Origin of the sequence: Corynebacterium sp. KPL1995 (assembly GCF_000477935.1) — a bacterium.
Taxonomy (GTDB): domain Bacteria; phylum Actinomycetota; class Actinomycetes; order Mycobacteriales; family Mycobacteriaceae; genus Corynebacterium; species Corynebacterium pseudodiphtheriticum.
The window spans coordinates 703162-718036 of sequence record NZ_KI515715.1; the positions used below are offsets into that span (position 1 = coordinate 703162).

Below are 14875 nucleotides of genomic sequence, written 5' to 3' on the forward strand. Positions count from 1 at the left end.
TTCTTCTTCTAAAACAACTAGCAAACAACTTGGGAACAACTTGCGCGATGTCAAAGCGGGCAAAGTCGTATATTTTCGCAGCTCAGAATAGTTGTTGCTAGTTGTTTAGAGTTGTTGTTAGTTGTTTCAATAAATAACAACAACTGCAATTCCTGACCTCTTAATTCCGCGGCGCCTTAGTTCCGTGACCTCTAGTTCCTAGGCCCGCGTGGTCCGTAATCGAATTCCGCGGTCATCGGCCCGAATGCCTGCAGGCCAGCTGGGGCGTCTTCTGGGTCCAGGTGGATTTCCAGGAACGCGCCCTGTTCGCTGTTATTAATAGCGGCGAAGGCGTCGGCAAGCTCGTCTTCGGTGCGTGCGGTATAGGAAACCATCTCGGTTCCGGGGACAAAAACCTGCGGTAACTTGTGATAAGCCCAATCGGCGATGTCGTTGTACTCGCGGTCCATGCCCAGGATGTAGCGCTCGATGGTGTAGCCACGGTTGTTCAACAATACGATGATTGGCTTTTGCTTCTCTCGCAGAATCGTCGACAATTCCTGGGCGGTCAGCTGGAAAGAACCATCACCGATGAACAACAGGTGGCGTGTGTCCGCATCCGCCATTTGGCTGCCCAGCAAAGCGGGCAGGGTATAACCAATCGAACCCCAAATGGCACTGTTGATGTAGCGAACATTTTCCGGCATGCGCTGTGGGCCCAAACCAATATTAGAGGTTCCGGCCTCCGCGATAACCGTGTCACCAGGGCGGATGAACTCGCGAACCTGCGGCCACAAGCGCGCTTGCGTCAGCTCGGCACCGGCGCGGACCTCAAAAGGCTCCGACAGTACTGCCTCCGGGTTCACGCTGCTGGGTTGCTTGGCTGCACTGTCCCCCGTGCTGTCTCCGGCGGCGCTAGTGCCCGAGCCAGCTCCGTCGGCAGAAGGTAGCCGCTCCAGCAATTTGGCCAACACTTCTGTGGTGTCCAAGCCCACGATGTGCTCGCCGTAAATATTGACGTGCTGGTCACCGAAATCCACGATATTTTCTTCGTACAACTCATGCGAGAAGCTACCCGAATTCACCTCGATGAACCGTGGGGTGCAGGTGAGCAAGAAATCCGAGCCTTCTACGCGCTCGCGCACACCCGGCCACGAGGCCTTGCCGTTATAGGTGCCCAAAAACAGTGGGTGCTGCTCACTCAGTAAAGCTTTGCCGGAAGCCATCTGGGCATAAGGCAGCTGAATCTTGTCGACGATCTGGGCAAACAAATCCAAAAACCCGTGGCGCTGCGCGTCCTGGTCGACGAGCAATACCGGGTTTTCCGCCGCCGCGAATTCCTGCACCAGCCGGTCCAACACTGCCTCGAGTTGCACCGGATCCGACGGTTCGAGCGAGGTATCCAGTGGTTCGTCCGGCACGGTGATGCTCAAGTGGGAAATATCGGAGGGCAGCTGCAGGTGCACTGGCCGCTTTTCCCGCAGGCAGGTCCGCAACGCGCGATCAATTTCGGTAAGCGCATTCATGGGGCTGATGCGTTCGGCCAGCGCGGTGAATGGGCGGAGTGAATCGAGCATGTTGCCGAAGTTGCCGTCGGCAAGCGTATGGTGCAGCAACCAGCGTTTTTCCGTGGCAAACAGCGGGGGAGCACCGGCGATCGAGACCATCGGGATGTGCTCGCAGGCGGCCCCGGCCAGGCCGTTGAGTGCGGAGAGCTCACCGACACCGTAGGTGGTCAAAAGGCACGAGACCCCGCGGGCGCGCGCATAGCCGTCGGCAGCATACGCGGCGTTGAGCTCATTGGTGCTGCCTACAAAGCGGATGCCGTCGGCGGCTTCAATTTGCTCCAGCCAGTTCAAGTTGAAATCACCCGGCACACCAATAACTTCAGTGATGCCGATTTCTTGCAAGCGGCGGATGAGGAAATCGCCAATCGTCATGCGCATGTTGTACTAGCCCTTCTGTGAAAACGGGACGGATCCCGTAAAGCTATTAGACTATAAAACCATGACCGAAGCGCGCGAAAACACAGAAAATCTTAGTGCTGAAAATGTCAGCAACACTGGCCCGGAACACCGTTATACCCCGCAGCTTGCCAACCAGATTGAGTCGCGTTGGCAGCAGTACTGGGACGACAACGGAACGTTTCATGCGCCAAACCCAACCGGTGATTTAGCTCTTGCCGACGGCACCCTGCCCGAAGACAAGCTCTTCGTCCAGGATATGTTCCCCTACCCGTCTGGCGCGGGCCTGCACGTGGGGCACCCGCTGGGCTATATCGCCACGGATGTGTTCGCCCGGTTCAACCGCTTATTGGGCAAAAACGTGCTGCACACCTTGGGCTATGACGCTTTTGGTCTGCCGGCTGAGCAGTATGCGATCCAAACCGGAACCCACCCGCGCACGACGACGGTGGCGAATATCGCGAATATGCGTCGCCAGTTGGGATCGTTGGGGTTGGGCCATGATAAGCGCCGTTCGGTGGCCACCATTGATCCCGAATTTTATCGTTGGACGCAGTGGATTTTCTTGCAGATCTACCAGTCGTGGTTCGATGAGCAGCAGCAGAAGGCCCGCCCGATCGACGAGCTGTACCCGATGCTGGAATCTGGCGAGCTGGCCACCAAGGACGGCCGCGAGTATGCGTCGTTAAGTGAAAAAGAAAAAGACCGGGCCGTGGATGAATTCCGCCTGGTGTATCTGAGCGATTCCACAGTGAATTGGTGCCCGGGCTTGGGCACGGTGTTGGCGAATGAAGAGGTCACCGCCGATGGCCGTTCTGAGCGCGGCAACTTCCCGGTGTTCCGCAAGAATTTAAAGCAGTGGATGATGCGCATTACCGCGTATTCTGACCGCCTGTTGGATGATCTGGAACTGCTGGATTGGCCGGAGAAGGTGAAATCCATGCAGCGCAACTGGATTGGTCGCTCGCGCGGTGCCGAGGTGGATTTCCGCTGCGAGGGCCACGACATCACGGTGTTTACCACGCGCCCGGACACGCTTTTTGGCGCGGAATACGTTGTGCTGGCCCCGGAGCACCCGCTTGTCGACGCTTTGCTCTCGCCGGTTCCGTACGACGATGACGTCGACGCACGCTGGACCTATGGCCATGAGGACCCGAAGGAAGCGATCGAGGCCTACCGTAGTGACATCGCCGCGAAGTCGGATTTGGAGCGCCAAGAGAATAAGGAAAAGACTGGCGTTTTCTTAGGCAGCTACGCCACCAACCCGGTCAACGGGAAGAAGCTGCCGGTCTTTACCGCGGACTATGTATTGACTGGCTACGGTACGGGCGCGATCATGGCTGTTCCCGCGCACGACGAGCGCGACTACGAATACGCGCAGGTCTTTGGCTTGCCCATCACCGAGGTTGTCGCTGGCGGGGATGTTTCTTCTGCCGCGCACACCGGTGAAGGCACTTACGTGAATTCCGCCAATGACGACGGGCTGGACCTGACCGGCAAATCCAAGGCGGACGCGATTGCGACGACGATCGACTGGTTGGCTGCGCGTGAGCTGGGCGTCGAGAAGATCCAATACAAGCTGCGCGACTGGCTGTTTGCCCGCCAGCGTTATTGGGGCGAGCCATTCCCGATCGTCTACGACGAGGCCGGTCGGCCACACGCGATCCCGGAAGATCAGCTGCCGGTCGAGTTGCCGGAGGTTGATGACTACCAGCCGGTGTCCTTCGATCCGGATGACCACGACACCGAGCCACAGCCGCCGTTGGCGAAGGCACGCGAGTGGATTGAAGTGGAGATGGACTTGGGCGAAGGCACCAAGACCTACTACCGCGATGCCAACGTTATGCCGCAGTGGGCAGGTTCGTCCTGGTACCAGATGCGCTATATCGACCCGACGAACAGCGACGCTTTCTGCGATATCGACAACGAGCGCTATTGGACCGGGCCACGCCCAGAGGTACACGGCCCGAACGATCCGGGCGGGGTGGACTTGTACGTCGGCGGCGTGGAGCATGCCGTGCTGCACCTGTTGTATGCGCGTTTCTGGCACAAAGTGCTGTTTGACCTCGGGCATGTGAGCTCGAAAGAGCCGTACCGCCGTTTGTACAACCAGGGCTATATCCAGGCCTATGCCTACACCGATTCCCGTGGCGTCTATGTGCCAGCGGAGGAAGTCGAAGAGCGCGACGGCGAGTTCTTCTACCACGGTGAGAAGGTGAACCGGGAATACGGCAAGATGGGTAAATCGCTGAAGAACGCGGTCGCGCCCGACGATATTGCCGAAAACTTTGGCGCCGATACCCTGCGTGTTTATGAGATGTCGATGGGGCCGCTGGCGGATTCACGTCCGTGGGCCACTAAGGACGTCGTCGGTGCGCAGCGTTTCTTGCAGCGCCTGTGGCGCCTGGTGGTCAACGAGAACACCGGCGAGGTGGCCGTCGTGGATGCGGAGCTGGGCAAGAAGGATCTGCAGCAGCTGCACCGCACCATCGCTGGGGTACGCGATGACTATGAGAACCTGCGGGTGAACACCGTCGTCGCCAAGCTCATCGAGTACGTGAATTACTTGACGAAGAACTACCCGGACGGTGCGCCGCGTGCTGCCGTGGAGCCGATCGCTGTGATGGTCGCTCCGGTGGCGCCGCACATCGCCGAGGAGTTGTGGACGCGCCTGGGCCACGAGGGCACTATCACCTTCGTGCCGTTCCCGAGCTTCGACGAGAAGTACCTGGTCGACGACGAAATTGAGCTACCTGTGCAGGTGAACGGCAAGGTGAAATCGCGGGTGCAGGTCGCTGCGGATATCTCCCAGGATGATGCCGTGGCCGCCGCGCTTGCCGACGACAAGGTGCTCGCGGCGATCGGCGAGAAGTCCGTGGTGAAGAAGATCGTGGTGCCTGGCCGCATGATCAACCTGGTGGTGAAGTAGCGGGTATTGTGACCCGGCAAACAGGCTAGACTAGGTGCATGAAACCTCATGCACGTAAACTCGCCCGCACGCTTGGCATCAGCGCCGTCATTGCTTTAAGCGTCGCGGGTTGTTCGAACCCAGAAAATCGTCCCGATCCGCAGCCTGCCGACAGCGCTGCGGATAGCACTGCCGATGCCGCTGCCACGGAGGCGGATTCTGCAGCGTCGGCTACGTCCACCGATTCGGCGTCGGCAAGCGAATCCGAGTCTGGCTCGGCGTCGGCAAGCGAATCGACCGGAAAATCGAGCGAGAAATCTTCAGGAAAATCCACCGAAAAAAGCTCCGGCAAGTCCACAGACAAGTCCAGCGAGAAATCCGGTTCCCAGAAATCCAGCTCGGAGAAATCCAGCAAGTCGAGCGGTAAATCCAGCTCCAGCAAGTCGAGTTCTAGCAAGGAACCAACCCCGGCGGCTGACCTCGGCGACGGTGAGACCATTGAACCGACCGTCACGGACGGCTTCTACCGCATTGCACTGCCGGATGGTTCTTTGTGTGAACTCCCGGAAACGGTCGCGCCGGGCGAGGACGGGCTGCGGTGTTTGCTGAATATCGATAAGCCGCTCAAGGATGTCAATGGGGGCATGACGCGCGGCATCGTGTTCCGTAACGGAATGTTTACTCCAGATGAACAACTCTCCACCACCGAGGCGGCTGAGGCGTTCATGGAGCGGAATGATTCTGCCGAAGAATTGAAGGGTGCGCAGGCAACCGCGTTCGCTGGCTATTCCGTAGTGGCAGAATCTGCCGATGAGATCGCATTTGTGGGTGCTACTGACGACGGCTTCGGTACCTTCTTTATCGCAGGTCAGGCTGTGTCTCCGTTCTGGAACCCGACGCCAGCATGGATTGAGGCACCGACAATAGCGGAGTACTTGCAGCGCATCATTGCTGCCGACGAAAAGGCCGGGCGTCGCTAGCCTCGTTAGGTTGCTCACAATCCAAAAAGTTTGCTTGTTTGTAACCTTGTGTGAACCTCGTATTTCCGCACGCCCTATACATTGCTTGTTGTAAGGCCCCGAGTGGGTCTGAAACAAACCAATCAGTGGCAGTACGCACCTCTAGTTTTCTTAAGTTTTCTGAGGGTGCGGGCTGCAAGTGCGAAGCAAGGTGTCAGGAAACAGATGATGTCACACACTTCCTCAGGGCAAACGCTCCCGGATCAGACCGCATCCGATGACCGCACCCTTGGCGACGCTCAACTACGGCTGGAACAGGGTGTGCAGGAAAAGCAAAAGGCTCCGCGTAATCCACTGAAGCGCCTCGGCATTGACACTGATAAGCAGTGGGTGAACTGGGTTGCTGTCGCCGTCAGCGTGTGGTTGCTTATCACCGCCGTCGGTGTGATCGGTGATGGCTTTAAGGCTGCCACCGGCGATCATGCGGAAGAGCTGTTCGCTTTCGCGCAGAACCCACTGATCGCGCTCATGGTCGGCATCCTGGCCACTGCGTTGATTCAGTCTTCGTCGACGACCACCTCGATTGTTGTCGGCATGATGGCCGGTGGTTTACCAGTTCAAATCGCCATCCCAATGTTGATGGGCGCGAACGTCGGCACCACGCTGACCTCCACGTTGGTCTCGTTGGGCATGGTGCGCGACAAAGAATCCTTCCGTCGTGGTTTCGCCGCAGCGTCCGTGCATGACATGTTTAACCTGCTGGCGGTGTTGATCTTCCTGCCGCTGGAGCTGATGTTCGGCCTGTTGGAAAAGGTCACAGGCTTCTTGGTTTCCGGCGTGAACGCCGAATCCGAACAGGCTGGTTTCTTGGCCACCGGCATGGAAGGCCTGGGCACGTTCATTGGCTTTATCACCGAGCCGGGCAAAGACCTGCTGGTTGCATCGACGAGCTGGTTGCCAGAGACCATCGCTGGTGTTGCGCAAATCTTGATTGGTATTGCGCTGATCCTCGGCGTCGTCAACTTCATTGGTGCGCTGCTGAAGGTCGTGATGGTTGGTAAGGCCAAAGACATTCTGCACAAGTCCTTGGGCCGTGGTCCGATCTCCGGCATTGGTGCTGGCATGGTAATCACCATGCTGGTGCAGTCTTCTTCGACGACAACCGCTCTGGTGGTTCCTCTGGCTGGTTCTAACACCTTGTCCATCCGCCAGGTCTATCCATTCACCATCGGTGCGAATATCGGCACCACGATCACCGCACTGATTGCCGCATTCGCATTCACTGGCTTGGAAGGCCAGGCTGCTTTGCAAGGCGCGCTGATTCACCTGATGTTCAACGTTTTCGCTGCGCTGGTTATTTACGGCATCCCAGGTGTGCGTGAGGTGCCGCTGTTTTTGGCGCAGGGCATCGCGAATATCGGCGCACGGAACAAACTGTATATCGCAGCGTGGGTGCTGGGCATGTTCTTGGTGCTGCCGGGCGTTTTGATCCTGCTAACCACCGTATTCTAGGAATCACCACTCATCCCGGTGCAGAACATGCTCGCCGGTGATATGAGATAAGGAAGTAATAACGATGATGGATCCGCACCACGACACCGGGGCTGACAATCTGCGCGGTAAGTCCGTAGAAGAGCAGCTGGAAAAGATTCTGCGTGAGGCCGAGGCATCGTTAAGTGAGCTGCGCAGTGAGCTGGCGGAGCAGCGCCGTCGCAAAGAGCTAAGCCTAGAGATTGAACGTTTGCCGGAGCATTTGGAAAACACGACCGTGCAGTGGTCTGTCGTGCGGGATTTCTTTTCTGAGTTGATTGGGGAACTGCGTGAGACCCGCGAAGATGAGCTTGGGACTAGCGAAGCTGGGGAGACTGATAGTGGCGCTGCTTCTGGGCAACACCAGAATGGCGGCCGCGAAGATAACAGCGACGACCTGCACAGCACCGATCAACACGGCTTCGAGGACGACGACCACGACGACCACGACGACGTAGAGAACAATAGCCACGAGAACCCACGCGAAGCGCACGGCTCACAGCGCTAGCGCTCAAACCCTGAAGCGCTAGCGCTAAAACCCCGATGAGCCACCCGCGCCAGAAAACCCAGAACTAAACGACGTATTCGTGCTCCCGCTGTTCGAACTACTGGATTGCGCCTCGACGGTGGAAGCATGCCAGCTGCTCAGCGCCCAATAAGGCACGAAGTTATTCCATCCATAACCCGGCCGGTAATCGGACGAAGTCAATCCCGGAGCTTGTGGTGCATCCGCCTTCGATTCGTCAATATCGCTAAACTTCTGCCTGCGTAGCTCTGTTAATGCCGCCTGATAATCACGCAGCACGATAATAAAATTGTCCAAGAAATTCTCAGCACTAGGTTCTTGGGCTAGAGCTTCGGTTCGCTGCTGGATCGCAGCCAATTCCTGGTAAAGACCGGAATCATCATTTCGCACCTTCATTTTCGCCTCGACGACGTCGTCACGCAATGACTGCGCCTCGGTGCGCCGGGTGAGTTCATCACCATTTTCCAAAGCAAAGATCGTGTCGATGTTGTCTTCGGCATGGTGCATTTTCTTCGCGGTCGAGGCCGCGTCACTGAGCTGGCCCGCGTACTGCAGGAATGTCTTGTCGTCGCTTCGCGGGCTGAGTTCGCTGAATTTGGAGACGTCGTCATGCATGTGCAGAAAGCGGTCCCGCACCTTGCGCCACTGGTTGCGCAACTGCTGATCCGCAAAAGCGGAGGTCAGTGAATGTGCGCGGATATCGATGGCGTCCAAACGCTGGGCGAGTGTGCCGAATTCAACGGAAATATAGTCGAAGTCTTCCCGCGCTTGGGCGATTTTCTTTGCACGGCTACGCCGATACCCGCCGGTTGTTGCTGCAACACCACCACCGAGGGCTGCGGCGCCGAGACCTCCCATAACGATGGCGGAGGTGCGGTTGGATTCTGCGCTATCGAAGTGCGCTTGCTCGAGGGCAGCGAGGTCGGTTGCTACGGATGCGCCGTGGACCAGGCCGCCGGGGATATTGCCGCCTTTGACACCGGGTTTGATCGCATCCAGTGATTCGCTCAGGTGGCTGCTGTCGCGCAATTCGAGTAACTCTGCGACGTCATCACCAGCGAAGATGAAAGCTTGCCGGGGATTCAGCCCCACGCCAACAAACAATGTGCCGTCGGCAAAACTATCGTCGCCGATGAGCTCCGGGTGGTGATCGCGCAGGTAGTTTTCCACGGTGTCGTTGACGTTGTCGTCGTTATCTGCGAAAACAATATAGTGCAGCTGCTTGACGACGCCCGGTACTTCGAGGCGTGCGGCATCACGTTCGAGGATCCGTTCGTCGTCAGCAGTGAGCACGCCGTCGGGGTTGTGAATGCGCAGGGCGAGATTGCTGTGTGTCGGGGCGTCGATCTGGTAGTGCGCCCGTTCTGGGGAGTCATAGGTGGTGGCGATGCCTAGTGCTGCACCACCGCCAAGCACCCCGGCGCTAAGAATCGAAGCTGCGATAATCTTTCCGACGGTTGGCTTCATATGCTTGATGCTACACCGTGGGGTGCGGGGCGCGGAGGGTTCGCAGATGGCCTAGCGATACTGCTTGCGGTTTTGCACCAGCACTGTCGTGCTGAGTGCTGTCATCCCTAAACAGTTGAGCCAGAATTCCTTACCTAAAAACTTTGCCTTCACATGCGCAAAGATTGCACACGCGAAATAAGCCACGACGCCGGTGGATGCAGCCGTTGTCACTTGCGGGCTGTTATTCGCAGTGCCACGCACAAGCCCGAAAGCGGCCAACGATTTGATGACGATCAGTGACCACCACCAATTTTGCGGAAACTTCACCCCATTCAGGCAATCCCGAATGAACTTGGGAGGTTTGATTGACATAGCTGCATCCCCAGCGAGAACTGCTGCCAGGAAATAATTTCCGCGCCCCGATGGATGATATCCGCGGAATTTCAGAGATAGAATTCTTCGTCTAAATCCACCCTGATTCTCGTGCGCGTAAATATGCTTCGAATCGGTTTTGCGCACCGAGCTTTGCCATTGCCGAGGAAAGATAGTTCCTAGTTGTTCCGGTAGCCAGGAAGACTTCTTTGGCAATTTGTTCTATCGAACCTCCTCTACCAGTGGCTTCGATAACGTCAGCTTCGCGTTCAGTCAGTGGGCTGGAAGTTGCGGTGATGGTCATAGCAGCGAGCTCTTGGTCGATGAAGCTTCTGCCTTCGTGTACCGTGCGGATCGCGGTGGCAAATTCTTCCGCGGTCGCAGTTTTAGGTAGAAATCCTTGTACCCCGGATGTCAGAGCTCGTTTGAGTTGGTGTGGCCGCGAATGACTCGTGACGATCACAATGGCAGTTTGAGGCGACAGGCGCGAAATTTCTTGTGCTAGTTCGACGCCATCAATACCTCCGAGCTGCAGGTCTGTCACCAGCACATCAGGTAGTCGGGATTCGAGGGCGTTGGCCTTTTCCCACCGAGACATCACCTCCTCACCGGAGGCGAAAGTCTCGGTCACCGTAAGATCGGCTTCCAGTTCTAACAAGGTGGCTAGCGATGAAGCGATCAGCTGTTCATCGTCGACGATTGCTACGGTGATCATCGGTTGGTGCCTTTCCAAGAAAGTGTCGCAGTGCACTGATTGTTTTGGTGAATAAGCGAGATTGTTCCACCGATTTGCTTAGCCCGTTCCTGTAGCGCTTGTATGCCACCGAGCGGCCCGAAATTGCGCTCCACCCCGTCATTGGTGATGGATACCGCGTGTTCTGAGAATGTGACGTTCACCTTGCTTGCGTTCGAGTGTTTCATCACATTGGTGGTCGCTTCACGGATGAACCAGGCGGCGGTCTGTTGGCAGGAGTTTGGGATGTCTTGTGGATGTCCTGTCACGGTGACTGCGACGTTTGCTTTTCTCAGTAGATTACTGGCCTCTTCAAGCTCAGAGTTTGGGTGCAACGTGCGATAGCCTGTTACCACTTGATGTAAATCCGTACGCATGAGACGTACGAGCTTTTCAATGTCGCGAAGTTCATCATCTGTCCGGTCGGTATCTTTCCTGTGCAGTGAGATGGCGAGCTGAGTCTTCAGGGACATCGCCGCTAGGCGTTGTCCCAAGCTGTCGTGCAGCTCTTGAGCAAAGCGTAGGCGCTCCTCCTGTATTTTCAGTTGTGACTGCAACTCTCGCGTGCGGTAGAGCGCTTTCACGATCCCCACCGACCACACAGTTACCTTGTTCAACAAAACCAACACTAATGCAAAAGCAACGATATAGACGGGATGATCTAGCTCAGGGTGCTCAACCACGAATGCAGTGATTACGCTTAATGCCACAACGAGAAGATAAGCGTGTTTAATGTGGATTGATAGCACGAACGCGAAGCTGAATAATAAAAATAGCGACAGCCCGCCAATGGTACCTGTGAGATGGGGAGCGCGTTGCGTGACAAGGAGACCGATGGAGATAGTCCAGCACAAAAGATTTACGGCAATAGCTCCCGGATAAAGTTTTCCGAGCGGTCGAGGTGTTGTTGAAAAGGCTGGTGTTCGTTCGATTGTCAGTGCAGTGAGTCCACCGTTGATTAAAACCACCAGAAGAACCAGGGAATCCTGAAATTCGCCGGGCGATGCCAAAACCTGTCGGAAGCTTAAGATAGCAATTGCTAGCAGCGCTGCATGCATCGAGAGTCGAACGTAGGTGGAGAATTTTTCGGTCTCTGGCATCTCCATGAACCCTCGTAGCATGGTCACTCTGTCAGGGTACATTGAGTTTGATTAACAATCAGCGGTTAGTTTCCCATTTCATGTAGCGGAATGCTGCCCACATTAGGGCAATACTCCAGACCAACATGAGTGCAAGCGGGTTCATTGCGGTGGCCAGAGTGGTCGTTAGCTCGCCATCTGTAGGTGCGGCATCCGAAGTAAGTGGTTGACCAGTCCATTCGATGAAGGTGAGATCGCCAAGCAGCGCAAACGGCGTGCGTGCTAACGGATCTTGGATTTGGTCGGGCAGGGTAGAGCGCAGCGGAGATTGTGAGAGCATTGCCAAAACCATGACGGGAAGAGACGTCATCTGTGCGGCTTCGGCATTGGCAGTGATTGAGCTGGTAAGCAGCGCCAAACCTGTAGAGATGACAATTCCTAACACAATGGCCAGAAGCAGCAGAATTCCTGTACGCGGTATGTCGCCTGTGTAGATGATGAGTATGCCAGACATTAACGCGGTAAGCAGGAGTGACATGATCGCTCCAGGCGTGGCCAGCGCAGCTATAATCTCTGCGCTGCGAGCTTCACCAGTACGTAATCGCTTGAGCACGCGTTCATCACGACGCGCAGTGGTCATGGATAGCACGGAGTAGAACTGGACGAACATCAGAGTAATAAGGAAAAACACTTCCATTGAGATTGCGGCCTGCACTTGTGCGTTTGCAGGCTGTTCGTCTCCACCCATGAACTGCATCAATAGGCCCACCCCAATGGGGAATACGATAGCCATGAATAGCAGTGTCTTGTTGCGCAGGTACTGTCGGATTTCGGCCATAGCTAAGGATCGGTAGCGCTTCCAGCCGGAACTCCGGCGATTGGCGGATTCTGAAGCCGATCCGGTGGCGGTAGTGGCACGGTGAGAGGTTGTAGAGGTCATTGTTTGCGCTCCTTCGTGGCTAGTTTGATGGTCTTTTGTCGCCAGCGATGCTCATGAACACCTTTTCCAGGGAGGCAGGGCGAGCGGAAAAATGTTCCAACTCAAGTTGGTTTTTACGTGCCCACTCCAAAACTGCGAGAGTGTCCTGGGGTAGCTGTTTTGTATAGATTGTGTGGCGTTTTTGTTCGGTGGTGATGGTGGTCCCCGGAAGCCGGGGCGGGGTATGGATGCTGGATACCGTGATCTCTGCGGAAACCGAATTCACCAGCTCGGAAAGCGTGCCCTCACGTGCAACGGTTCCTTCATTCATAATGGCGATACGATCACAAAGCGTTTCGGCTTCTTCCAAATAGTGGGTGGTTAGGACCATCGTCACGCCCTGTTTTTGAGTCGCAGGAGCAGATCCCAGACATTTCTACGAGATTCCGGATCGAGTCCCGTGGTGGGCTCATCGAGGAACAGAAGTTCCGGATTTCCGAGCAAGGCACAACCGAGGTCAAGCCGACGTTGCTCGCCGCCAGAGAGGGCCCCTACCCGAACATCAAGTCGGTGTAATAGCTCGACGTCGGCAAGTATTTCTTCTGGATCTCGGGGATTAGAGCATGTGCCCTGCCACATCTTGATAGTTTCCTCTACCGTTAGCTGCGAGGGAAGCCCACCCGACTGGAGCATGATGCCCATTCTTGGACGAATGAGAGCCCTATCATCGAAGGGGTCGCGCCCGAAGACCTTGACTTTGCCAGAAGTTGCAGGGGCTAGCCCTTCGAGAATCTCCAACGTAGATGTTTTTCCAGCGCCGTTGGTGCCAAGAAGGCCGAAGACATCGCCGCGGAAGACATGGAAGTTCAGTCCTTTGACGGCCCAGAACGCTTTCGTTCCCTGGCCATAACTACGGGTAAGGTCGCTGACTTGGAGCACTGTTTCATGTTTTGTTGATTCGTTCATGCTTCTATGCTGGCAAAAATTCGATCGTTTGCACGCGAAGATTGATCATTATTTTCTCTGTTAAAGATCATTAGGGTGGGATGACTTTTGTCATTACTTGCAGTGTGGTGTGGGTCAGGTTTCCGCTGGTTGCGCATGATAAAGCTCATATCGTCTACCTACATTTGGCACTACGCTTCAGGCGAGAGAATTGGCACAGTGGAAATACAAGAAATAAATGAAACTCGAGGGGAAAGGGATTCTCATGAAAGTTTTTCAAGACCTGATTCGGTTGACTCCAGCACCGACGATTGGCCGTGAGGCAGCTGTATTCTTCCTGACAATGGCAGTCCTGGTAATTTGCGTATATTTAGCGATAGATTCTGCTAACCGCACTCTGGTTTTAATACTGGTGGGTGTCCTGGCTGTGTATGCGGCTGGCCGATTGGTTTACCGATTGCTTAACCTCCATGGCGACGTTAGTCATAGGTGAGTGCGCCATTTTCGGTTTGTATTCTTCGCCTTAGTCAGTGAGGTGCCCTGGGGTTTGTTCCTAGGAATTTGCCTTAATTTCCATTATTTCGTGTCACAGGTTGCCGCCCCAAGACTCTTTTTCAACCTTGACGAGGTCTTTACACGTCTGGGTATGGATCGTCAGCATGTTCGAAGATTTTCCCAGCTGCTTAAACGAAATAAAACCTGAGCATTTCATGATGATCTTTAAGTGTCTTCGACTCTGATGTCGTGGCAGCTCTACCCAGTTCGATTCGTACCTATGAATTGGTCGGCCACATAAACAGCCTGACGAGCTAGTAAAACAATAAGATAGATTAAGAAGTGCGCTATATCATAACCACATCCATTGTGTTGTTGGGATTACTATGGAAGATAGTAGACACCGTTTAATTAAAACTACCTCCGAAACCTAAGGAGAAAGCATGTCCCTGATAACTCGCAACAAGAAGTCTCGCCAAAACATTGCGCTCTACGCGGGCTGGGTGGTCATGGGATTTTATGTGCTCTCATGGTTATTGGTCATCGAGGAGCCTTCCCGGGACCTCGCGTATTGGCTCGTTACTGCTCTCGCAGCGGTAATTGTTTTTGGGTGTGGGCTTTATGCCCGAAGTCGCGCACTTTTATTGTTGGCTCCGGCCTTATTCTTCGTAGAGATAATAGCGATTGTCCTCGGATTCGCGCTTGGTGTCGTGCTGATGATCCTGGGAAGCGTAGTTAATGCCGTTGTTATGCTTTTTGGCGGTGACCCGGTGTGGACAGATCTTTCCCCAATCTAAAACGGGCCTGGACACAGGTGCATCTAACGGAAGCCGAAGCTGGACGCGCAGCCAAATCCAACGTGGAATAGCGCGCGGCCCGGCGTGACCGTCAATAAATAATAAAACCCAGATCTGACAAGACAGATCTGGGTTTGTACAGCTTTTTACGGGGGCGTGGAGCCGCGGAACTCGCAGGCGTGAAACCGGGAGCCGCGGAGCTTGCAGCTGTGAAGCCGTG

At 55.4% G+C, this 14875-nt stretch carries 11 protein-coding genes and 1 pseudogene; 5 read left to right on the forward strand and 7 right to left on the reverse strand.

The annotated features are described in order from the left end of the window. Positions 1-191 precede the first annotated feature (191 nt). A complete protein-coding gene (locus tag HMPREF1292_RS03105; RefSeq protein WP_023018708.1) occupies positions 192-1925 on the reverse strand; it encodes an alpha-keto acid decarboxylase family protein in 1734 nt (577 codons plus the stop codon). 61 nt (positions 1926-1986) lie between these two features. On the opposite strand from HMPREF1292_RS03105, the gene leuS reads away from it, so the two are divergent. The 4 genes from leuS to HMPREF1292_RS11220 all read left to right on the forward strand — a co-directional run bounded on the left by leuS (position 1987) and on the right by HMPREF1292_RS11220 (position 7848). Then, positions 1987-4872 carry a leucine--tRNA ligase gene (leuS, locus tag HMPREF1292_RS03110; protein WP_023018709.1) on the forward strand — a complete coding sequence of 962 codons (2886 nt, stop codon included), beginning with the start codon at positions 1987-1989 and terminating at the stop codon, positions 4870-4872. A gap of 38 nt (positions 4873-4910) precedes the next feature. Further along, positions 4911-5831, forward strand: a complete 921-nt coding sequence (locus HMPREF1292_RS03115; protein WP_023018710.1) for a hypothetical protein — start codon at positions 4911-4913, stop codon at positions 5829-5831. Positions 5832-6035: 204 nt separating this feature from the next. Beyond that, positions 6036-7322 carry a Na/Pi symporter gene (locus HMPREF1292_RS03120; protein ID WP_023018711.1) on the forward strand — a complete coding sequence of 429 codons (1287 nt, stop codon included), beginning with the start codon at positions 6036-6038 and terminating at the stop codon, positions 7320-7322. Between the two features lie 64 nt (positions 7323-7386). Beyond that, complete coding sequence (locus HMPREF1292_RS11220) at positions 7387-7848, forward strand: hypothetical protein (protein WP_023018712.1); 462 nt, start codon at positions 7387-7389, stop codon at positions 7846-7848. A 24-nt stretch (positions 7849-7872) separates the two neighbouring features. Here the strand turns inward: HMPREF1292_RS11220 and HMPREF1292_RS03130 are convergent, their stop codons facing one another. The 6 genes and pseudogenes from HMPREF1292_RS03130 to HMPREF1292_RS03155 form a co-directional block, all read right to left on the reverse strand. Further along, a complete protein-coding gene (locus HMPREF1292_RS03130; protein WP_023018713.1) occupies positions 7873-9333 on the reverse strand; it encodes a hypothetical protein in 1461 nt (486 codons plus the stop codon). A 51-nt stretch (positions 9334-9384) separates the two neighbouring features. Continuing rightward, positions 9385-9762 carry a DoxX family protein gene (locus HMPREF1292_RS03135; RefSeq protein WP_034654929.1) on the reverse strand — a complete coding sequence of 126 codons (378 nt, stop codon included), beginning with the start codon at positions 9760-9762 and terminating at the stop codon, positions 9385-9387. A 16-nt stretch (positions 9763-9778) separates the two neighbouring features. Beyond that, the gene (locus HMPREF1292_RS03140) at positions 9779-10402 is read right to left on the reverse strand and encodes a response regulator transcription factor (RefSeq protein ID WP_023018715.1); all 624 of its coding nucleotides are present in this window, start codon (positions 10400-10402) and stop codon (positions 9779-9781) included. Further along, the gene (locus HMPREF1292_RS03145) at positions 10399-11520 is read right to left on the reverse strand and encodes a sensor histidine kinase (protein WP_023018716.1); all 1122 of its coding nucleotides are present in this window, start codon (positions 11518-11520) and stop codon (positions 10399-10401) included. The genes HMPREF1292_RS03140 and HMPREF1292_RS03145 overlap by 4 nt, the downstream gene beginning before the upstream one ends. A gap of 58 nt (positions 11521-11578) precedes the next feature. Next, positions 11579-12439 (reverse strand): ABC transporter permease, encoded by an 861-nt coding sequence (locus HMPREF1292_RS03150; protein ID WP_023018717.1) that lies wholly within the window; start codon positions 12437-12439, stop codon positions 11579-11581. 43 nt (positions 12440-12482) lie between these two features. Further along, positions 12483-13384 (reverse strand): annotated as a pseudogene (locus HMPREF1292_RS03155) (ABC transporter ATP-binding protein); the annotation flags it as partial. A gap of 917 nt (positions 13385-14301) precedes the next feature. On the opposite strand from HMPREF1292_RS03155, the gene HMPREF1292_RS03165 reads away from it, so the two are divergent. Then, positions 14302-14655 (forward strand): hypothetical protein, encoded by a 354-nt coding sequence (locus tag HMPREF1292_RS03165; protein WP_021353308.1) that lies wholly within the window; start codon positions 14302-14304, stop codon positions 14653-14655. Positions 14656-14875: the final 220 nt, after the last annotated feature.